Here is a 19681-nt window from a genome sequence, read left to right as displayed (position 1 = left end):
TGACCTCTCTTTACACTAAAACAATGGTAAAGGTATGGACGCTGCATTGTTAGCCAGATATTCTGCCCGGTATGTTCAAATTTCCTGAATGAGAACGAGATGGCTAAAGAGAGAGCATTGACGCTTGAGGCGCTTCGCGTCATGGACGCGATTGACCGGCGCGGCAGTTTTGCGGCGGCGGCAGATGAGCTGGGGCGCGTTCCGTCTGCGCTAAGCTACACCATGCAGAAGCTGGAGGAAGAGCTGGACGTGGTGCTGTTTGACCGCTCCGGTCATCGAACAAAATTCACCAACGTGGGGCGAATGCTGCTGGAGCGCGGCCGCGTGCTGCTGGAAGCGGCGGACAAGCTCACGACGGACGCCGAAGCGCTGGCGCGCGGCTGGGAAACCCATCTGACGTTAGTTACCGAAGCGCTGGTGCCGACTGAAGCGCTGTTCCCGCTGGTGGACCGCCTGGCGGCGAAGGCCAATACGCAGCTGTCAATCATCACCGAGGTGCTGGCAGGCGCGTGGGAACGTCTGGAGACGGGCAGGGCGGATATTGTGATTGCGCCGGACATGCACTTCCGTTCCTCATCGGAAATCAACTCGCGCAAGCTCTACAGCGTGATGAACGTCTATGTTGCCGCACCCAATCACCCGATTCACCAGGAGCCGGAGCCGCTCTCTGAAGTGACGCGCGTGAAGTATCGCGGCGTGGCGGTAGCGGATACCGCGCGTGAGCGTCCGGTGCTGACGGTGCAGCTGCTGGATAAGCAGCCTCGCCTGACGGTGACCTCGCTGGAAGACAAACGGCAGGCGCTGCTGGCCGGTCTGGGCGTGGCGACGATGCCGTACCCGTTTGTGGAGAAAGATATTGCGGAAGGGCGACTGCGCGTTGTTAGCCCGGAATACACCAGCGAAGTGGATATCATTATGGCGTGGCGCCGCGACAGCATGGGCGAAGCCAAATCCTGGTGTCTACGCGAAATTCCGAAGCTTTTTGCCCACCACAATAAATAAGGATATAGGCCCGGATCGCTGTGCGCCACCGGGCCATTATTTATGCGTCGAGCTTCGGATCCGGACCAAAGCGGTTCTCGCCCGGCGTGCCGCTCTGGCAGTTGAAAATCAAAATCACGATCCAGCCAACAAGCGGGATCAGCAGCAGCAGTAACCACCACGCTGAACGATCGGTGTCGTGCAGCCGACGGAACAGTACCGCCCACGATGGTAGCAGGACTAACAGGCCATAAATGGTGGTCAGTACGCCTTCACCGCCAGCTCGCTCCCAGCCAAGAATTTTATCCACGATGCCCAGCACCATAATCAGGACGAAGTTCACCAGAACGAACATCCAGTACTCTTTGCGGCGGGCACGGCCACCAAATCCAATGTAGTTACGCAGTACTTTTAAATACCAGTCCATTTTTCCTAGCCTCATTAGTCAGTCAATCACTTGTTTTCTAAGCGATCGAGGTAAGGATAGATGGAGATTGTGAATTAAAAAAGGGCATCCATTGATGCCCTTAACATTTATCCAAAACGCACGTCGCGCCCGTGCGGTTCTTCCAGGTTCTGCCACGGGCCGATGGAGATAATACCCGTCGGGTTGATGGTCTTGTGGCTGCGGAAATAGTGGGTGCGAATATGGTCGAAGTCGACCGTGTCGGCAATACCCGGCATCTGGTAGATGTCGCGCAGAAAACCATACAGGTTCAGGTAGTCGCTGATGCGGTGCTTGTCGCACTTAAAGTGGGTGACATAGACCGGATCGAAGCGAACCAGCGTGGTCCACAGGCGAATGTCCGCTTCCGTCAGGCGATCGCCCGTCAGGTAGCGATGCTGGCCCAGGATCTGCTCCAGACGCTCAAGTGATTCAAACACCTTTCCGACCGCTTCGTCATACGCTTCCTGGCTGGTGGCGAAACCGGCCTTGTAGACACCGTTGTTGACGTTGTCGTAAATCCAGCTGTTCAGCTCGTCAATTTTCTCACGCAGCTCAGCCGGATAGTAATCTCCGGCACGGGCGCCGTGCGCGTCAAAGGCGGTATTGAACATGCGGATGATTTCCGCAGACTCATTGCTGACAATCGTCTGGTTTTTCTTGTCCCACAGCACCGGCACGGTAACGCGCCCGGTGTAGTGAGGATCGGCGCGCAGATAGAGCTGGTAAAGGAAATCGTGGTGGTAAAGATCGTCGCCGGTCGCCGCGGGGAAATCACTGTCAAACGTCCAGCCGTTTTCCAGCATCAGCGGGTTCACGACCGAAACCGGGATTAAGGATTCGAGACCTTTAAGCTTGCGCACAATCAGCGTGCGGTGTGCCCACGGGCAGGCAAGCGAAACATAAAGATGATAACGGTCTTTCTCAGCCTCGAAGCCGCCTTCGCCGCTCGGGCCTGGCGCGCCGTCGGCGGTCAGCCAGTTACGGAAGGCCGAAACTGAGCGCTTGAAGCGACCTCCGGTGGATTTGGTGTCATACCAGACATCCTGCCATACGCCGTCTACGAGTTGTCCCATTTTTTCTCCTCCGTCAGATAGCAAAAGCGAGGAGATGTCTCCTCGCTTTGTGTTTATTCAGTATAGCGTGCTTACCATTTCTTATTCAGAACGCGGTCGATGCTGTATGCACCCGGGCCGGTGACGGCCAGCAGCAGGAAGCCACCCGCGATGGTCAGGTTTTTCATGAACATCAGAGAGTTCACGCCTTCCGCAAAGTTGCTGTGGAAGATGAACGCTGTCAGCACGGTGAAGCCTGCGGTAAACAGCGCGGTGGTACGGGTCAGGAAGCCGAACAGTACCGCCAGGCCGCCGCCGAACTCAAGAAGAATGGTCAGCGGCAGCAGGAACCCCGGAACGCCCATGGCTTCCATATACTGCTGGGTGCCCGCATAACCGGTGATTTTTCCCCAACCTGCCACGATGAACAGAATTGGCATCAGAATACGCGCGACCAGTACACCAACATCTTCTAATTTTTTCATTTTACTCTCCAGGAAACCACATGAGCGGCTGAACATTATTTGTCTGCAATTCCGCGTAGATACCGCGGCGCTGCTGTCGATGGAGAGGATAATAAACGGGGCGGGTGGTAATTGTTAGCAAGGAAAACTGTCAATCTTCTTCAAAGATATTGAGTAAGGGGCATGCGCGCTGGTGCCCTCACCCCATCCCTCTCTCACGGGGAGAGGGCGCAAAAACAAAAAACGGTAACCTGGGTTACCGTTTTGCTTTTATCACCGCAGCTGCTGCTGCCGCAAAGTGGCTTTCACCAGACGCCAGGCGCTCCAGGCGCCGAATCCACGACGTGCCCAGCGGATGAGCATATTTGGATGACGAACCGTCCAGATAGCCATCACGCTGCTGCCGACCAGCGCCCATGAGCGCAGGCTCAGGAAGGTGTTCCAGCCGCGGTCAAACCGTCGCGTCGCGTCAATCCAGTCGCGGCGGCTGGCAGACAGATCCAGCCGTTGCTGCTGGATCTGACTTAACAGGTACGCTTTTCGCTTCTGACGTTCCGCTTTATCGCTCACGGCTTGTCATCCTCCAGCAGAGCGCGATCGTTCGCCAGCTCCTGACGCGTATGGCGCAGGAAAGTGGACTTGCGCGCTTTACGCAGCGTCCAGATACCGCCTATCAACGCGGCGACCAGCAGAACGACGGTGGTGGCAATCATCGCGTTAAGACGATACTGCGGATCGATGGCCCAGATGATTAACACCATCAGGCTCATCAGACCAAATGCGGCGAAGAGCATGGTCAGCCCGAGCATCAGCAGCATCTGGAAGAGGTTCGCTTTCTCCTCTTCCAGCTCGACCACTGCCAGCCGGACGCGCGTTTCGGCAATCCCGACCAGCGTCGTTAAAATACGCTGGCCGATGCCGAGGACGTTGTTAGCAGGCCCTTGTGCGTGACGAGGATCTTCCATATCAACGACGCGTCAGAAGGACACCCAGTACCACACCCACTGCGGCACCAATCCCTACACCCGTCCATGGATTATCACGCACATATTCGTCCGCGCGGGCAGCCGCTTCGCGGGTCTGTTTCGCCAGCGCATCACCGGTTTCACCCAGGCGATAGCGGCTCTCTTTCAGCGCCTGCTCCGCCTTGCTGCGCAGCTTGCTGACCTCTTCTTTTGACTTGTCAGCAGAGGAATTCAGCACCTCTTCAAGGGTATCGGCCAGGGATTTCAGTTCAGCGCGCAGATGTTCAGACGTCGTATCTTTTGACATGATTCTCTCTCCTGTTGAGATTTCCGTTAACTCAATAATCGCGAGCTTCCAGCGCTTTCAGGTCATCCTGCGCTTCTTTCAACTTCTTCTCGCGCTTGGCAATTTTTTCCGCATCTCCTTTCTCTTTCGCTTCCTGCAGGTCGCGACGGCGCTCGGCTATCTCGTCCTTCTGTTCAGCGATTTTCTTCTTGTGGTCGGCACGAAGCTTGCTGTCTGAACAGTTCGCTTTCACTTCGCTCAGCGCTTTTTTAAGACCATCAACACGGTGCTGATTGTTATGCTTTTCGGCATAACCGATCTCACGCTGAATATCCTGTTCTTTCTCCTGACAGAGAGAGTTTGCGAAGGATGCTGTGCTTAAAGAAAAAAGGGCCAGAGCCAGAGTCATGCGGAATTTCATTATCGAAACCTTCCATTGTGTTGCGGCGTTTGCCGCTATCCAAAGTTATGCGGAGTACATTGAGGGGTGCTCCGCGTACTTAAGCATAGTAAGTAAACGGGGGATTCACCAAAGTGAGTGAAAAGATTCGGAATCCTGGAAGTTATCCAAACCGATGCGACGTATCGCGAATCAATGACAGCCAGGCTGCAGGTTGGCTGTCATCTTCCTGCTGGGCAATGATATACCCGTGCGGCAGCGTACGATCGAGAACCACTTTCGCGGCGGCACTTTGCGCACGGGAATCAAACTTGATCAGTAAAACGTCGTCCTGCGGGGTAATGCTCTTAAAGCGGATCCCGTTCGCGTCCAGATGATGCCAGACAGAAAAACCGTCAGGCACGCTGGCGCCCTGGTTTACCGGGCGGATGGCCAGCGTCGATTCCTGATGCGAAAGCGCGCTCCATGCCAGCAGCATGGCGCTGAGGACGATCAGCGTAATCACGGCAACGGCAAAACGGCGCAGGGCGAGCGGTGAGATAACCATCGTTAGCCTCTGGCTCCGTATTTCTTCTTCCACAGGACAACCAGTGAGCCAATCAGGCCGAAGACCAGCAGAACCACAGGAAGCAGCATCAGGCAGGACATCAGCTGGTCTTCATATTTCATAAAGACCGGCGTTTTACCCAGCGCATAGCCCAGCGTCGTCAGAATAAGCACCCATAGCAGGCCGCTCATCCAGTTAAAGAACTGGAAGCGCGCGCTGCTCAACCCCGACAGACCGGCAATGGTCGGCAGCAGGGTGCGAACAAAGGCGATAAAGCGGCCAATCAGCAGCGCGGAAAGCCCGTGCTTGTGGAACAGGTGGTGCGCCCGCTGGTGATAATGAGCAGGCAGATGAGAGAGCCAGTTCTGGACGATCCGGGTATTGCCCAGCCATCTTCCCTGGATATAGCTCACCCAGCAGCCGAGACTGGCCGCGACGGTCAGTAATAAAATGGTGTGTGGAAACGCCATCGCCCCTTTGGCACACAGCACGCCGACAAGCACCAGCAAACTGTCACCGGGCAGGAAGGCAGCAGGCAGCAAACCGTTCTCAAGGAACAGGATCATAAACAAGACGAAATAGAGCATGCCAATCATGGAAGGGTTGGCCAGCGTTTCAAAATCCTGCGCCCAGAGGGCATGCAGCAGTTGGGTCAAAAGTTCCATTCAGTGTTCCTGGAAATCGGTTAACGTCACGCCTGTTATCCGGGACAAACAGCACGGCGACGTTGTTGTGATTTCATTATGGTCGCTCGCGGACACATTGCGGTGTGGCCAACACTGTTCCCTGTTAATTGGCTGGTTAGCAAGCACTAACTTACAAAATAAGGAATTGAATCCAATTGTAACAAAGCCCAACGTTCTGCGTCACAGAATTTGCAGGGTTGAGTTGATTTTGGCGTAAGCCCAGGAAGTGAGCGAGGGGATTTACAAAGGCTGACACTATATATGTTTTGCTTACTCCTGTAAGCCGGAAGGCGCAACGTAGCGCCTGCCAGCAGAAAGGTCATCTATTTTGCGGCACTGGAAGCCGTATCGAGATGAACAACCGGATTATCGGCAAAAAGATAGCGGTCAGCGTTAAATTCGAAGTCATCGCTGGTTTCGTTGAACAGCATCTGCTTGGTGTTTTCCAGGTGCTGCCACATCGCCAGCTTAGCGGCATGCGGATCTTTACGAATCAGGGCCTTAAGGATTTGGTCGTGATCGTCGCACCAGTTGTCAACGGTACGGGAATCGATATGGTCGTGCAGTTTTTTCCAGTACGGGTTGTGAACGCGCTGAGTCCACATTTTTTCTACGATAGCTGCCAGCGCCGTATTTTGGGTTGCCAGGGCGACCTGAACGTGGAACTGCAGATCCCACTCTGAATCGCGGAAACATTTTTCCTTACGGGCATTCTCCTGGATCTCCATCAGCTTCATGATGTCCTGCTTGGTCACCTGCGTCGCCGCAAACTCAGCAATATTGCTTTCGATCAGCTGGCGAGCCTGGAGCAGCTCGAAGGGGCCATAGCTGGCGAATTCCAGACTTTCGTCCGCGACGGGAGAGTGTTTCGGCAGATTAGAAATCACGTGAATGCCGGAACCTTTGCGTACCTCAACGTAGCCTTCCACTTCCAGCATGATAATTGCTTCACGCACCACGGTGCGGCTGACGCTTTTTTCATCCGCGATGAAGCGCTCGGCGGGAAGTTTATCACCGACAAGATAGACCCCTTGCTCGATGCGATCTTTCAGCTCCGCAGCAAGTTGTTGATATAAACGACGTGGTTCGGTGATTTCCATATGCGCTCCAGGCAGGGTACGGCAGATGATTTGTTATACCACTTTTGCGTGCCACTCTCCAGATTTTGCCATTAAAAAAGCCGCCCGGAGGCGGCTTAGTTGAAACGTATTTTCACTAACTCTGCGTAGCCGGTTTGCCAATGGACTCTTTCGCCAGCTCCTCTGCCGATTTGCTTTTCAGGACCGTCCAGATAACCACTGCACCCATCAGGTCAAAGATCGCCAGCACCGCGAACAGCGGGCTGAAGCCGATGGTATCCGCCAGCGCGCCGACCACCAGTGCAAACATGGTGCTCGCGGTCCAGGCGGCCATCCCGGTCAGGCCGTTGGCGGTTGCCACTTCGTTACGACCAAAGACGTCAGACGAGAGCGTAATCAGCGCGCCGGACAGGGACTGGTGAGCAAAGCCACCGATGCACAGCAGGGCAATGGCGACGTACGGGCTGGTGAACAGGCCGATCATCCCCGGGCCGATCATCAGCAGCGCGCCCATGGTCACCACCATCTTACGGGAAACGATCAGGTTCACGCCAAACCAGCGCTGGAACAGCGGTGGCAGGTAGCCGCCCACGATACAGCCCAGGTCAGCGAACAGCATTGGCATCCAGGCGAACATCGCGATCTCTTTCAGGTTAAAGCCGTAGACTTTAAACATGAACAGGGGGATCCACGCGTTAAAGGTACCCCAGGCCGGTTCAGCCAGGAAGCGCGGCAGGGCGATACCCCAGAACTGACGGGTGCCCAGGATCTGCCAGACGGTCATTTTTTTACCGTTGTTGGTCTGATGCTGCGCTTCCTGACCGCCAATGATGTATTCACGTTCTTCTTCAGACAGTTTTTTCTGATCGCGCGGGTGTTTATAGAAAACCAACCACGCCATCGCCCAGGCAAAGCTCAGCACGCCAGAGATAATGAACGCCATCTGCCAGCTGTGCATCACGATCGCCCACACCACCAGCGGCGGCGCTATCATCGCCCCGATGGACGAGCCCACGTTGAAGTAGCCGACGGCAATGGAACGCTCTTTCGCCGGGAACCACTCGGAGCTGGCCTTCAGACCCGCCGGGATCATCGCGGCTTCCGCCGCACCGACCGCACCGCGCGCCAGCGCCAGTCCACCCCAGCTGCCTGCCAGCGCGGTTGCGCCGCAGAACACCGCCCAGGCGATGGCGAAGAAGGCATAACCGATTTTGGTACCGAGAATGTCCAGCACATAGCCCGCAACAGGCTGCATGATGGTATAAGCCGCGGAATAGGCAGCAATGATGTAGGAGTATTGCTGCGTGGAGATATGCAGCTCTTCCATCAACGTTGGCGCTGCTGCTGCCACCGTGTTACGCGTCAGGTAGCCCAGCACGGTGCCTAACGTCACCAGTGCGATCATATACCAACGTAACCCTTTAATTTTACGCATCTAAAACCTCATCGTTATGTTATTTCCGCGCCAGAGCACGGCAACCTCTCAACCGTTTCCGGGAGCAGTTGTGTAACGGGAGGGGCGTAACCAGGAGCATGTCCCGGAACGGCCCGAACCTTGCCATAAGTAAGCGTGCATAAGTCGGTATCCGTACCGTTAAACCCGATGTCTCTCACACCGGTAATGCATTCCGTCGGCTTATAGTTTGCGACGGCGAAAAGATAACTTGTCATACAGCTTTAAAAGGTGAGTGACATCACAAATGTATGATTCTTTGTGGGGACATTAATCGTCGCGCGCAAAGCCAGTAATGGCGGGGGTTGCAGAAGGGTTTACTTCATTGAGGGTAATTTATTTGTTGGCGTTTATTGATCTCACTCACGAAAAAAGCTTCGGTTGGTGGAAATTGGTGTGATAACTTTGCAGCATATGAACATACGCTTTCTGCGCTCCCGTAATGAGGAAGACGATAATGACGCCGTTTATGACCGAAGACTTTCTGTTAGATACCGAATTTGCCCGCCGCCTGTACCACGACTACGCAAAAGACCAGCCGATTTTCGACTACCACTGCCATTTACCGCCGCAGCAGGTTGCCGAAAATTATCGCTTCAAAAACCTGTATGACATCTGGCTGAAGGGTGACCACTACAAATGGCGTGCCATGCGCACCAACGGCGTGGCTGAGCGCCTGTGTACCGGCGATGCGACCGACCGCGAGAAGTTTGACGCCTGGGCGGCAACCGTTCCGCACACCATCGGCAACCCGCTTTACCACTGGACCCATCTTGAGCTCCGCCGTCCGTTTGGCATCACCGGCAAGTTGCTTTCCCCAACGACCGCGGATGAAATTTGGGATCGCTGCAACGCGCTGCTGGCGCAGGATAACTTCTCCGCGCGCGGCATCATGAAGCAGATGAACGTGAAGATGGTGGGCACTACCGACGATCCGATCGACTCTCTGGAGCATCATGCCGTTGTCGCCAAAGACACCTCTTTCGATATCAAAGTGCTGCCAAGCTGGCGCCCGGACAAAGCCTTCAACATTGAGCAGGCCACCTTCACCGACTACATGGCGAAGCTGGCGGAAGTGTCGGATACCGACATCCGTCGTTTCGCTGACCTGCAAACCGCGCTGACCAAACGTCTGGATCACTTCGCCGCGCACGGCTGCAAAGTGTCTGACCACGCGCTGGACGTGGTGCTGTTTGCGGAATCAAACGAAGCCGAGCTGGACAGCATTCTGGCGCGTCGTCTCTCCGGCGAAGGCTTAAGCGAGCACGAAGTGGCGCAGTTTAAAACGGCGGTGCTGGTATTCCTCGGTGCGGAATACGCGCGTCGCGGCTGGGTACAGCAGTACCACATCGGCGCGCTGCGCAATAACAACCAGCGCCAGTTCAAACTGATCGGCGCTGACGTGGGCTTCGACTCCATCAACGATCGTCCGCTGGCGGAAGAGCTGTCAAAACTGCTGAGCAAACAGAACGAACAAAACCTGCTGCCAAAAACCATCCTGTACTGCCTGAACCCGCGCGATAACGAAGTGCTGGGTACCATGGTCGGCAACTTCCAGGGCGAAGGGATGCCGGGCAAGATGCAGTTCGGTTCCGGCTGGTGGTTCAACGATCAGAAAGACGGCATGGAACGTCAGATGACGCAGCTCGCGCAGCTGGGCCTGCTGAGCCGTTTTGTCGGCATGCTGACCGACAGCCGCAGCTTCCTGTCCTATACCCGTCATGAATACTTCCGCCGCATTCTGTGCCAGATGATTGGCCGCTGGGTACACGCGGGCGAAGCGCCAGCGGATATCCAGCTGCTGGGCGAAATGGTGAGAAACATCTGCTTTAACAATGCGCGTGACTACTTCGCCATTGAACTGAACTAAGGCCGTTTGAGGTTGATATGCAATACATCAAAATCCATTCGCTGGATAACGTGGCCGTCGCGCTGACGGATCTCGCTGAAGGCGACGTGGTGACCGTTGATAACCAGAGCGTCACCCTGCGTCAGGCGATCGTTCGTGGACATAAGTTTGCCCTGATCCCCATTGCGAAAGGGGAGAACGTGGTGAAGTACGGTTTGCCCATCGGCCATGCGCTGGCGGATATTGCGCCGGGTGAATACATTCACTCCCACAATACCCGCACCAATCTGAGCGATCTGGACGAGTACAGCTATCAACCTGATTTACCCGCAGAAGAACGTCAGGCGGCGGATCGTGAGGTGCAGATCTACCGTCGCGCCAGCGGCGACGTGGGGATCCGCAACGAGCTGTGGATCCTCCCGACCGTCGGCTGCGTCAACGGAATTGCGCGTCAGATCCAGACACGTTTTCTGAAAGAGACCAACGATGCCGAAGGCACTGACGGTGTGCATCTGTTCAGCCACACTTACGGCTGCTCGCAGCTCGGCGACGACCACATCAATACCCGCACCATGCTGCAAAACATGGTGCGCCACCCGAATGCGGGCGCGGTGCTGGTGATTGGCCTCGGCTGCGAGAACAACCAGGTGGACGCCTTCCGCGACACGCTGGGCGAGTTCGATCCTGAGCGCGTGCATTTTATGGTGTGCCAGCATCAGGACGACGAAGTGGAAGCGGGCGTGGAACAGCTTCACCTGCTTTATGAGGTGATGCGCCACGACAGGCGCGAGCCGGGCAAGCTGAGCGAGCTGAAGTTTGGGCTGGAGTGCGGCGGGTCAGATGGCCTGTCCGGGATCACCGCTAACCCTATGCTGGGCCGCTTCTCGGATTACGTGATTGCCAACGGCGGCACGACGGTGTTGACCGAAGTGCCGGAAATGTTCGGCGCGGAGCGTATTCTGATGAGCCACTGCCGCGACGAAGAGACCTTTGAGAAGACCGTCACCATGGTGAACGACTTCAAACAGTATTTCATCGCCCACAATCAGCCGATTTACGAGAATCCGTCGCCGGGCAACAAAGCGGGTGGGATCACCACGCTGGAAGAGAAATCCCTCGGCTGCACCCAGAAAGCGGGCGCGAGCCAGGTGGTTGACGTGCTGCGCTACGGCGAGCGCCTGAAAACCCACGGTCTGAATCTGCTGAGCGCACCGGGCAACGATGCGGTCGCCACCAGCGCGCTGGCGGGTGCCGGCTGCCATATGGTGCTGTTCAGTACCGGTCGCGGCACGCCGTACGGCGGTTTTGTGCCAACGGTGAAAATCGCCACCAACAGCGAGCTGGCGGCAAAGAAAAAGCACTGGATCGACTTTGATGCGGGCCAGCTGATTCACGGCAAAGCCATGCCGCAGCTGCTGACGGAGTTCGTGGATACTATCGTGGAATTTGCTAACGGCAAGCAGACCTGTAACGAGAAGAACGACTTCCGCGAGCTGGCGATCTTCAAGAGTGGTGTGACGCTGTAATCGGTGCGGCCTGATGCCCTCACCCTGACCCTCTCCCACGGGGAGAGGGTACAAACACTAAAAACGGCAACCGTTGGTTGCCGTTTTGCATTTACCCTGTAGGCCCGGTAAGGCGTAGCCGCCACCGGGCTTTTGTTTTTAACTGCGCAGGGCATTCTTCGCTAAACGCGCGTCTTCCGCCTGACAGGCCGCTGCGGTAAACAGCACGTCGGTAGAGGAGTTCAGCGCGGTTTCGCAGGAGTCCTGCAGCACGCCGATGATAAAGCCGACGGCCACAACCTGCATCGCAATCTCGTTCGGGATGCCGAACATATTACACGCCAGCGGGATCAGCAGCAGCGAACCGCCCGCCACGCCGGATGCGCCACAGGCACACAGCGACGCCACCACGCTCAGCAGCAGCGCGGTTGGCAGATCCACCGGAATGCCCAGCGTATGCACCGCCGCCAGGGTCAGCACGGTAATGGTGATTGCCGCGCCCGCCATGTTCACGGTTGCGCCCAGCGGGATCGACACGGAGTAGGTATCGCGGTCCAGGTTCAGCTTCTCCGCCAGCGCCATGTTAACCGGAATGTTCGCCGCAGAGCTGCGGGTGAAGAAGGCATACACGCCGCTCTCGCGCAGGCAGGTCAGCACCAGCGGATACGGGTTGCGGCGGATCTGCCAGAACACCAGCAGCGGGTTGATCACCAGCGCCACCAGCAGCATACAGCCGACCAGCACAACCAGCAGCTGCGCGTAGCCCCACAGCGCGTCGAAACCGGTGGTTGCAAGCGTAGAGGAGACCAGCCCGAAAATACCGATTGGCGCAAAGCGAATCACCAGCTTCACCATAAAGGTCACGGCGTTGGACAGATCGTTGACCAGGTTTTTCGTGGTGTCGTTACCATGACGCAGCGCGAAGCCCAGACCAATCGCCCAGACCAGGATGCCAATGTAGTTTCCGCTCATCAGCGCGGTGATGGGGTTAGAAACCATGCTCATCAGCAGTCCGCGCAGCACTTCGACAATGCCGGATGGCGGAGTGATGTCACCGGCCGCGCTGGTCAGGTGCAGCGTGGACGGGAACAGGAAGCTGAACACCACGGCCGTTAAGGCCGCCGAGAAGGTTCCCAGCAGATACAGGAACAAAATAGGGCGAATGTTGGTTTTTTGTCCGTGCTGGTGGTTGGCAATCGACGCCATGACCAGCATCAGAACCAGTACCGGTGCTACGGCCTTCAGCGCGCCAACGAAAAGGGTCCCGAGCAGCCCCGTGGCCTCCGCCGCAGGTTTTGACACCATCGCCAGCAGAATACCCAGCACCAGCCCGACCAGAATTTGTTTAACGAGGCTGCCCTGCGCCAGGCGCGCGAACAGTCCGCTTGATTGTGTGCTCATACGTATTTCCTGAGTGAAATTGCGTTCCATCCCGGATGTGCTCTTAGTCACATTTATGTCCGGATGTAAGTAAATGTTTGCCTGGTCGAGTATAGGGAATGCGCGAAAGGAAGGAAGCGTAAAATGCTGGATTTTACGTGTTGCGTCATGTTTTTTAACTATTGATTAACGAAAGTGCCGGGTGGCGCTACGCTTACCCGGCCTACATTGCATTTCCCCCTCTCCCAGTGGGAGAGGGGTCGGGGTGGGGGCATCAGCCCTTTTATTCCACCTGCTGCTTCTTATCGTGCTGGCGGTTAACCCAGGTATTGATAATCAGCGTCACGATCAGAATGCCAAACACCACGCCGAGCGAAATGGCGATCGGGATATGGTAGAAATCGACGATCAGCATCTTGATACCGATAAACACCAGGATCACCGACAGACCGTACTTCAGCATTGAGAAGCGCTCCGCCGCGCCCGCCAGCAGGAAGTACATCGCACGCAGGCCGAGAATGGCGAAGAGGTTAGACGTCAGGACGATGAACGGGTCGGTGGTCACCGCGAAGATCGCCGGAATGCTGTCCACCGCGAAAATCACGTCGCTCAGCTCAACCAGAATCAGCACCAGCAGCAGCGGGGTGGCAAACAGCAGGCCGTTCTTGCGCACGAAGAAGTGCTCGCTCTCGATCTTGTCGGTCATGCGCAGATGACCGCGGATCCACTTCACCAGCGGGCGATCGCCAATCGCGGAGCCGTCCTCTTTCGCCAACGCCATTTTGACCCCGGTGAACAGCAGAAACGCGCCGAAGACGTACAGCAGCCATTCGAACTGGGTAATCAGCCAGCTGCCGGCGAAGATCATGATGGTACGCAGAATGATCGCCCCCAGCACGCCGTATACCAGCACGCGGCGCTGCAGGGCCGCAGGTACGGCAAAGTAGCTGAACAGCATCAGCCAGACGAAGACGTTATCGACCGCCAGTGCTTTTTCAATCAGATAGCCGGTGAGGAAGGCGAGTGCCTGAGGATCGGCCACCGCGCGGCCTTCGGTCGAGGCCAGATACCACCAGAAGGCAGCGCAGAAAAGCAGGGAGAGGGTGACCCACACCAGCGACCAGGCCGCAGCCTGTTTCATGGTCATGCCGTGCGCGCCGCGACGCCCCTGCAAAAAGAGGTCGATCGCCAGCATGATGAGCACGACAACCGCGAATCCGCCCCACAACATTGGAGTGCCGACAGAATGCATACTATTTTCCTTACACATAAAAAACAAAAACGGCCATGGTCAGAAGACGATAGCCGTTAGCTTTTTATGCATAGACCTCGCCTTCCGGCAAGGTCTCACTTACAACCACGAAGGTTGCCCGGCGACCGGATGCGTGTTTAACGCATCGTAATGACGATCCACCGACGAAGAAGTTACTCCCCTTTGCAGGTAACAAAATATGTCAGACCATTGGTTTCGTCAATGGTCTGCGCCGTTTCATTACACAGCTTTACGCGATAGCTTCCGCGCTCACGCCGTCAGCCGGGAACACCACGCCTGTCTGACGGCGGATCTCCGTTTGCAGCTTCGCCGTGGTGCGGCTCACCGCAAGGCCTGGGTGATTCACTTCGTTGTCTTCCACCAGACGGGCGAAGACCTCTGCCTCATAGAGCATAGTGTTAATATGCTGAGGCTGCGTCAGCTCCTGCGCTTTGCCGCCGCGCGGCACAAAACTCACCTTCTGGCACTCGGAGATCTTCTCGATAACCAGCGAGCCCGCTTCGCCCTGAATTTCGCTCGGCAGCGCGGAATCGCTCACCTTGGAGTGCTGCAGCGTGACGCTGAAATCACCGTAATCCAGCACCGCTACACCGTGCGCATCCACGCCGCTCTCCAGCAGGCTGGCGGTGGCCGTCACGCCATGCGGCTCGCCCCACAGGGCCACGGCAGAGGCCAGGCAGTAGAAACCTATGTCCATAATCGAGCCGTTAGAGAAGGCCGGATTAAAGGTGTTCGGGTTCTCGCCGTCGAGATAGCGCTGGTAGCGCGACGAGTACTGGCAGTAGTTGATAAAGGCTTTACGCACCTTGCCAATTTTCGGCAGGGACTGCTGCAGCAGCAGGAAATTCGGCAGGCTGGCGGTTTTGAAGGCTTCGAACAGCACCACCTGGTTTTCGCGGGCAAGCGCAATGGCCGCTTCCACTTCCTGGATATTTGACGCCAGCGGCTTCTCGCAAATCACATGCTTTTTATGGCTGAGGAACAGCTTCGTTTGCGGGAAGTGCAGGGAGTTCGGGCTGGCGATATACACCGCGTCAATGGCGTCGCTTTGCGCCATGTCATCAAGCGAGGTGAAGAGATGTTCAACGAGGTAATCGTTGGCAAAACTCTGCGCCTGCTCAAGGCTGCGGGAATAGACTGCGGTAAGTTTAAGTTTGCCGGTTTCGTGGGCGGCGTCGACGAACTGGCGCGTGATCCAGTTCGTACCAATGACTGCGAAACGTATCATAAACGTTTACGTACTCCGTAGCGGGGAACCTTTAGCCACTGTAGCACGTCATCATGACAATTCGCGTGCGCTATTCCGCATTACCATTTAACGATAAATGCGTAAGCCATAGTCGGGTATCAAACTCCAGCTGGTGGTACTGCGGCTCCATGTGGCAGCACAGGGAATAGAAGGCTTTGTCGTGCTCTTTCTCCTTCAGGTGCGCCAGCTCGTGGACGACGATCATCCGCAGAAAGGCTTCCGGCGCGTTACGGAAAACCGTCGCGACGCGGATTTCGGCCTTCGCCTTCAGCTTGCCGCCCTGCACGCGGGAGACGGCGGTGTGCAGGCCGAGCGCGTTTTTCAGCACGTGGATCTTGTTGTCATACATCACCTTGTTGATCGGCGGCGCGCTCTTCAGATACCTGCTTTTCAGATCCTGCGTATACTGCCAGAGGGCCTTATCGGTCGCGAAATCGTGGGTGCCGGGATAGCGTTTTTCCAGCACCGCGCCGAGCTTCTGCTCGGCAATCAGGCTGCGAACCTGAGTCAGTAAATGCTCCGGATAGCCCTGGAGATAAGTAAGTTGGTTCATCAACGCCCCAAATCGACAATAAAACGGGTATACTCACGCACCCTTTTCAGGGATACGCCAAATTTTACCATTCAGGAGGGCCGATGAGCCACTTAGACAACGGTTTCCGTTCACTCAACCTTAAACGTTTCCCGGAAACGGATGACGTTAACCCGCTTCAGGCGTGGGAAGCGGCGGATGAATATCTGCTGCAGCAGTTGGATGAGACTGAAATCCGCGGCCCGGTTTTGATCCTGAATGACGCCTTTGGCGCGCTGGGCTGCGCCCTGGCGGAGCACACGCCTTACAGCATCGGCGATTCCTACCTGAGCGAGCTGGCGACGCGTGAAAACCTGCGCCATAACGACATCGAAGAATCCAGCGTGAAGTTCCTCGACAGCACCGCGGACTACCCGCAGGCGCCGGGCGTGGTGCTGATCAAAGTGCCAAAAACCATGGCGCTGCTGGAGCAACAGCTGCGCGCGCTGCGTAAGGTCGTGACGCCGGAAACGCGCATTATCGCGGGAGCCAAAGCGCGCGATATTCACACTTCGACGCTCGAGCTGTTCGAGAAGGTCCTCGGCCCGACCACCACCACGCTGGCCTGGAAAAAAGCGCGCCTGATCAACTGTACCTTCAGCGCACCGGAGCTGGCCGACGCGCCGGAGACCCTGAGCTGGAAGCTGGAAGGGACCGACTGGACCATCCACAACCACGCGAACGTCTTCTCCCGCACCGGGCTGGATATCGGCGCGCGTTTCTTTATGGAACATCTGCCGGAAAATCTGGAAGGTGAGATTGTCGATCTGGGCTGCGGTAACGGCGTGATTGGGCTGACGCTGTTGGCGAAGAACCCGGACGCCAGCTTGGTGTTCAGCGACGAATCGCCGATGGCGGTGGCCTCCAGCCGTCTGAACGTGGAAACCAACATGCCGGAAGCGCTGGACCGCTGCGAGTTTATGATCAACAACGCGCTGTCCGGCGTAGAGCCGTTCCGCTTCAACGCCGTGTTCTGCAACCCGCCGTTCCACCAGAAGCACGCCCTGACGGATAACGTCGCGTGGGAGATGTTCCACCACGCGCGCCGCTGCCTGAAAATCAACGGCGAGCTGTACATCGTTGCGAACCGCCACCTCGACTACTTCCACAAGCTGAAGAAGATTTTCGGTAACTGCGTCACCATTGCGACGAACAACAAGTTCGTGGTGCTGAAGGCGGTGAAGCTGGGACGTCGTCGGTAAGATTGTTATGTGCGGCCTGATGCCCTCACTCCAACCCTCTGCCACAGGCAGAGGGCGCAAACGCTAAAAACGGCAACTGGGTTGCCGTTTTGTTTTTAACCTGGCCGCCCGGCAATGCCCTAGATCGCCAGAGCCAACTTCGTCCCCTGCGCAATCGCCCGCCGCGCGTCCAGCTCCATCGCCACGTCGCACCCGCCAATCAAATGCACCGTTTTACCGGCTTCGCGCAGCGGATCGGCCAGATCGCGCTTCGGCTCCTGCCCGGCGCATAAAATCACATGATCCACACGTAACAACTGCGGCTCGCCGCCGATCGTGACGTGCAGACCCTCGTCGTCGATCTTCTGATAGCTTACCGCCGGGATCATCTTCACCCCGCGAGAGAGCAGGGTGGCGCGGTGGATCCATCCCGTGGTTTTGCCCAGCCCTTCGCCCGGTTTGCTGGCCTTGCGCTGCAGCATCACGATCTGGCGCGGGCTTTTCGGCAGCTGCGGCCCTTCCGGGCGCAGCCCGCCGGACTGGTTCAGGCTGGTGTCGATGCCCCATTCCACGCAAAACTCGGCAATGTTCTGGCTGGTAGCCTCGCCCGGCTGGCTTAAGTACATGGCGGTATCAAAGCCGATCCCGCCGCAGCCGATAATCGCCACCTTCTCGCCGACCGGCGTTTTGTCACGCAATACATCCAGATAGCTCAACACCTTCGGATGATCGATACCCTCGATCGCCGGCGTGCGCGGCACGATCCCGCTCGCCAGGATCACCTCGTCGAAACCGATCAGATCCGCGGCGCTGACAAACTGGTTAAGCCGCAGATCGACGCCCGTCAGCTCGATCATCCGGCGGTAGTAGCGCAGCGTTTCATAGAACTCCTCTTTGCCGGGGATCTGTTTGGCGATATTAAACTGCCCGCCAATCTCCGCCAGCGCATCAAACAGCGTCACGCTGTGCCCGCGCGAGGCGGCATTCACCGCAAACGCCAGCCCCGCCGGGCCTGCGCCCACCACGGCCAGGCGTTTTTTACTGACCGCCGCAACGATCGGCATTTTGGTTTCATGGCAGGCGCGCGGGTTAACCAGGCAAGAGGTGACCTTGCCGACGAAGATCTGATCCAGACAGGCCTGGTTACAGCCGATGCAGGTGTTGATCTCATCCGCACGGCCGCTTTGCGCTTTGGAGAGCAGTTCGGCATCCGCCAGGAACGGGCGCGCCATCGACACCATATCGGCGTCGCCTCGCGAAATCACATCGTCCGCCACCTGCGGATCGTTAATGCGGTTGGTGGTGACCAGCGGAACAGAGACTTTGCCTTTCAGTTTCCGTGTTACCCAGCTGAACGCCGCGCGCGGCACCGGCGTGGCGATAGTCGGGATGCGCGCCTCGTGCCAGCCGATGCCGGTGTTGATAATCGTGGCACCTGCGGCTTCAATCGCCTGCGCCAGCTGCACGGTTTCGTCGAACGTGCCGCCGCCTTCCACCAGGTCGAGCATCGACAGGCGGAAGACGATAATAAAGTCTGCGCCCGCACGTTCGCGCACCGCGCGCACCACCTCCACGGCAAAGCGCATCCGGCGGGCATAGTCGCCGCCCCATTCGTCGTCGCGCTGGTTGGTGCGGGCCGCGAGGAACTCGTTAATCAGGTAGCCTTCTGAGCCCATCACCTCAACGCCGTCGTAGCCCGCCTCGCGGGCCAGCGCCGCGCAGCGGGCAAAGTCGTCGATCAGCGCCAGGATCTCATCGTGGCTGAGGGCGTGAGGTTTAAAGCGGTTGATTGGCGCCTGAATAGCCGACGGCGCGACCAGGTTCGGCTGATAGCTGTAGCGTCCGGTGTGCAGGATTTGCAGGGCGATTTTACCGCCCTCGCGGTGTACCGCGTCGGTCACAATGCGGTGGTGCGGCAGCTGTGACGCATCGTTCAGGACCGCGCCGCCCTCCATGCCCACGCCGGAAGGGGCAGGGGCCACGCCGCCGGTGACTATCAGCGCCACACCGTGGCGGGCGCGCTCGGCATAGAAGGCTGCCAGACGCTCGGCCCCGTCCGGATGCTCCTCCAGCCCGGTGTGCATCGAGCCCATCAACACGCGGTTTTTGAGTGTGGTGAACCCCAGATCGAGAGGGGCGAATAACGACGGGTAGCGGCTCATAGTCTCTTCCAGTGTAAAATTATTGTTATGTGGTCGGATGAGTTACTAATTTAGCCAGCGGGGAGTAAAAGGGAAAAGGCGAATGCAGTGATTGTGATGGGATTCAAATATTGGTGTGGCCTGATGCCCTCACCCTAACCCTCTCCCACG

General features: G+C 57.2%; 20 protein-coding genes. 4 read left to right on the top strand and 16 right to left on the bottom strand.

The genetic code is table 11. The features are described from left to right. Window positions 1-99: 99 nt before the first annotated feature. On the top strand, window positions 100-1002 hold the full coding sequence (yhaJ, locus tag WM95_RS22610; protein WP_008503135.1) for a DNA-binding transcriptional regulator YhaJ: 903 nt from the start codon (window positions 100-102) through the stop codon (window positions 1000-1002). Window positions 1003-1042: 40 nt separating this feature from the next. Here the strand turns inward: yhaJ and WM95_RS22605 are convergent, their stop codons facing one another. From WM95_RS22605 to WM95_RS22555, 11 genes are all read right to left on the bottom strand, one after another. Then, window positions 1043-1408: a DUF805 domain-containing protein gene (locus tag WM95_RS22605; RefSeq protein WP_023309294.1), complete on the bottom strand. Its 366-nt coding sequence runs from the start codon at window positions 1406-1408 to the stop codon at window positions 1043-1045. Window positions 1409-1515: 107 nt separating this feature from the next. Continuing rightward, window positions 1516-2502 carry a glutathione S-transferase family protein gene (locus WM95_RS22600; protein WP_059446162.1) on the bottom strand — a complete coding sequence of 329 codons (987 nt, stop codon included), beginning with the start codon at window positions 2500-2502 and terminating at the stop codon, window positions 1516-1518. Window positions 2503-2573: 71 nt separating this feature from the next. Next, complete coding sequence (locus tag WM95_RS22595; RefSeq protein ID WP_023309292.1) at window positions 2574-2966, bottom strand: DoxX family protein; 393 nt, start codon at window positions 2964-2966, stop codon at window positions 2574-2576. A 252-nt stretch (window positions 2967-3218) separates the two neighbouring features. Further along, window positions 3219-3515, bottom strand: a complete 297-nt coding sequence (locus WM95_RS22590) for a YqjK-like family protein (protein ID WP_014885330.1) — start codon at window positions 3513-3515, stop codon at window positions 3219-3221. Beyond that, window positions 3512-3910 (bottom strand): phage holin family protein, encoded by a 399-nt coding sequence (locus tag WM95_RS22585; RefSeq protein WP_014885329.1) that lies wholly within the window; start codon window positions 3908-3910, stop codon window positions 3512-3514. The genes WM95_RS22590 and WM95_RS22585 overlap by 4 nt, the downstream gene beginning before the upstream one ends. 1 nt (window position 3911) lies before the next feature. Further along, window positions 3912-4217, bottom strand: a complete 306-nt coding sequence (locus WM95_RS22580) for a DUF883 family protein (RefSeq protein ID WP_008503141.1) — start codon at window positions 4215-4217, stop codon at window positions 3912-3914. Between the two features lie 31 nt (window positions 4218-4248). Continuing rightward, on the bottom strand, window positions 4249-4617 hold the full coding sequence (locus tag WM95_RS22575) for a DUF1090 domain-containing protein (RefSeq protein ID WP_023309291.1): 369 nt from the start codon (window positions 4615-4617) through the stop codon (window positions 4249-4251). A gap of 142 nt (window positions 4618-4759) precedes the next feature. Then, a complete protein-coding gene (mzrA, locus tag WM95_RS22570) occupies window positions 4760-5143 on the bottom strand; it encodes an EnvZ/OmpR regulon moderator MzrA (RefSeq protein WP_023309290.1) in 384 nt (127 codons plus the stop codon). Between the two features lie 2 nt (window positions 5144-5145). Continuing rightward, window positions 5146-5808 carry a DedA family general envelope maintenance protein YqjA gene (gene yqjA / locus WM95_RS22565; protein ID WP_023309289.1) on the bottom strand — a complete coding sequence of 221 codons (663 nt, stop codon included), beginning with the start codon at window positions 5806-5808 and terminating at the stop codon, window positions 5146-5148. A 344-nt stretch (window positions 5809-6152) separates the two neighbouring features. Continuing rightward, the gene (exuR, locus tag WM95_RS22560) at window positions 6153-6929 is read right to left on the bottom strand and encodes a transcriptional regulator ExuR (RefSeq protein WP_023309288.1); all 777 of its coding nucleotides are present in this window, start codon (window positions 6927-6929) and stop codon (window positions 6153-6155) included. A gap of 115 nt (window positions 6930-7044) precedes the next feature. Continuing rightward, window positions 7045-8343, bottom strand: a complete 1299-nt coding sequence (locus tag WM95_RS22555) for an MFS transporter (RefSeq protein WP_029739665.1) — start codon at window positions 8341-8343, stop codon at window positions 7045-7047. Window positions 8344-8818: 475 nt separating this feature from the next. Here WM95_RS22555 and uxaC point away from each other — a divergent pair, with 475 nt between their 5' ends. Together uxaC and WM95_RS22545 are read left to right on the top strand one after the other, a co-directional pair. Beyond that, a complete protein-coding gene (gene uxaC, locus WM95_RS22550; protein WP_029739666.1) occupies window positions 8819-10231 on the top strand; it encodes a glucuronate isomerase in 1413 nt (470 codons plus the stop codon). A gap of 17 nt (window positions 10232-10248) precedes the next feature. Then, window positions 10249-11736, top strand: coding sequence for a UxaA family hydrolase (locus WM95_RS22545; protein WP_063409580.1), 1488 nt, complete (start codon window positions 10249-10251; stop codon window positions 11734-11736). A gap of 138 nt (window positions 11737-11874) precedes the next feature. Here the strand turns inward: WM95_RS22545 and sstT are convergent, their stop codons facing one another. The 4 genes from sstT to WM95_RS22525 form a co-directional block, all read right to left on the bottom strand. Beyond that, window positions 11875-13116: a serine/threonine transporter SstT gene (gene sstT / locus WM95_RS22540; protein WP_029739668.1), complete on the bottom strand. Its 1242-nt coding sequence runs from the start codon at window positions 13114-13116 to the stop codon at window positions 11875-11877. Between the two features lie 262 nt (window positions 13117-13378). After that, window positions 13379-14347, bottom strand: coding sequence for a TerC family protein (locus WM95_RS22535; protein ID WP_023309283.1), 969 nt, complete (start codon window positions 14345-14347; stop codon window positions 13379-13381). 250 nt (window positions 14348-14597) lie between these two features. Beyond that, window positions 14598-15596 carry a Gfo/Idh/MocA family protein gene (locus WM95_RS22530; protein WP_045354014.1) on the bottom strand — a complete coding sequence of 333 codons (999 nt, stop codon included), beginning with the start codon at window positions 15594-15596 and terminating at the stop codon, window positions 14598-14600. A gap of 70 nt (window positions 15597-15666) precedes the next feature. Then, entirely contained in the window at window positions 15667-16170 is a 504-nt protein-coding gene (locus WM95_RS22525; protein ID WP_023309281.1) for a YgjP-like metallopeptidase domain-containing protein, read from the bottom strand. Between the two features lie 83 nt (window positions 16171-16253). Between WM95_RS22525 and rlmG the strand changes: the two genes are divergently transcribed. Next, window positions 16254-17390, top strand: a complete 1137-nt coding sequence (gene rlmG / locus WM95_RS22520; protein ID WP_063409581.1) for a 23S rRNA (guanine(1835)-N(2))-methyltransferase RlmG — start codon at window positions 16254-16256, stop codon at window positions 17388-17390. Window positions 17391-17509: 119 nt separating this feature from the next. Here rlmG and WM95_RS22515 read toward each other — a convergent pair whose 3' ends face one another. Further along, window positions 17510-19531, bottom strand: a complete 2022-nt coding sequence (locus WM95_RS22515) for an NADPH-dependent 2,4-dienoyl-CoA reductase (protein WP_088544982.1) — start codon at window positions 19529-19531, stop codon at window positions 17510-17512. Window positions 19532-19681 lie beyond the last annotated feature (150 nt).

This window comes from Enterobacter cloacae complex sp. ECNIH7, assembly GCF_002208095.1.
GTDB classification, from domain to species: Bacteria; Pseudomonadota; Gammaproteobacteria; order Enterobacterales; family Enterobacteriaceae; genus Enterobacter; species Enterobacter cloacae_M.
This window is presented reverse-complemented; position numbering and strand designations above follow the sequence as displayed.

What these genes read in the sequence shown, in the direction of transcription:
- WM95_RS22530 (WP_045354014.1), bottom strand. Translation starts at nt 15,596, where the DNA reads ATGATACGTTTCGCAGTCATTGGTACGAACTGGATCACGCGCCAGTTC.
- WM95_RS22515 (WP_088544982.1), bottom strand. Translation starts at nt 19,531, where the DNA reads ATGAGCCGCTACCCGTCGTTATTCGCCCCTCTCGATCTGGGGTTCACC.
- mzrA (WP_023309290.1), bottom strand. Translation starts at nt 5,143, where the DNA reads ATGGTTATCTCACCGCTCGCCCTGCGCCGTTTTGCCGTTGCCGTGATT.
- yhaJ (WP_008503135.1), top strand. Translation starts at nt 100, where the DNA reads ATGGCTAAAGAGAGAGCATTGACGCTTGAGGCGCTTCGCGTCATGGAC.
- WM95_RS22545 (WP_063409580.1), top strand. Translation starts at nt 10,249, where the DNA reads ATGCAATACATCAAAATCCATTCGCTGGATAACGTGGCCGTCGCGCTG.
- WM95_RS22600 (WP_059446162.1), bottom strand. Translation starts at nt 2,502, where the DNA reads ATGGGACAACTCGTAGACGGCGTATGGCAGGATGTCTGGTATGACACC.
- uxaC (WP_029739666.1), top strand. Translation starts at nt 8,819, where the DNA reads ATGACGCCGTTTATGACCGAAGACTTTCTGTTAGATACCGAATTTGCC.
- WM95_RS22605 (WP_023309294.1), bottom strand. Translation starts at nt 1,408, where the DNA reads ATGGACTGGTATTTAAAAGTACTGCGTAACTACATTGGATTTGGTGGC.
- WM95_RS22535 (WP_023309283.1), bottom strand. Translation starts at nt 14,347, where the DNA reads ATGCATTCTGTCGGCACTCCAATGTTGTGGGGCGGATTCGCGGTTGTC.
- sstT (WP_029739668.1), bottom strand. Translation starts at nt 13,116, where the DNA reads ATGAGCACACAATCAAGCGGACTGTTCGCGCGCCTGGCGCAGGGCAGC.
- rlmG (WP_063409581.1), top strand. Translation starts at nt 16,254, where the DNA reads ATGAGCCACTTAGACAACGGTTTCCGTTCACTCAACCTTAAACGTTTC.
- WM95_RS22580 (WP_008503141.1), bottom strand. Translation starts at nt 4,217, where the DNA reads ATGTCAAAAGATACGACGTCTGAACATCTGCGCGCTGAACTGAAATCC.
- WM95_RS22585 (WP_014885329.1), bottom strand. Translation starts at nt 3,910, where the DNA reads ATGGAAGATCCTCGTCACGCACAAGGGCCTGCTAACAACGTCCTCGGC.
- WM95_RS22575 (WP_023309291.1), bottom strand. Translation starts at nt 4,617, where the DNA reads ATGAAATTCCGCATGACTCTGGCTCTGGCCCTTTTTTCTTTAAGCACA.
- yqjA (WP_023309289.1), bottom strand. Translation starts at nt 5,808, where the DNA reads ATGGAACTTTTGACCCAACTGCTGCATGCCCTCTGGGCGCAGGATTTT.
- WM95_RS22525 (WP_023309281.1), bottom strand. Translation starts at nt 16,170, where the DNA reads ATGAACCAACTTACTTATCTCCAGGGCTATCCGGAGCATTTACTGACT.
- WM95_RS22595 (WP_023309292.1), bottom strand. Translation starts at nt 2,966, where the DNA reads ATGAAAAAATTAGAAGATGTTGGTGTACTGGTCGCGCGTATTCTGATG.
- WM95_RS22555 (WP_029739665.1), bottom strand. Translation starts at nt 8,343, where the DNA reads ATGCGTAAAATTAAAGGGTTACGTTGGTATATGATCGCACTGGTGACG.
- exuR (WP_023309288.1), bottom strand. Translation starts at nt 6,929, where the DNA reads ATGGAAATCACCGAACCACGTCGTTTATATCAACAACTTGCTGCGGAG.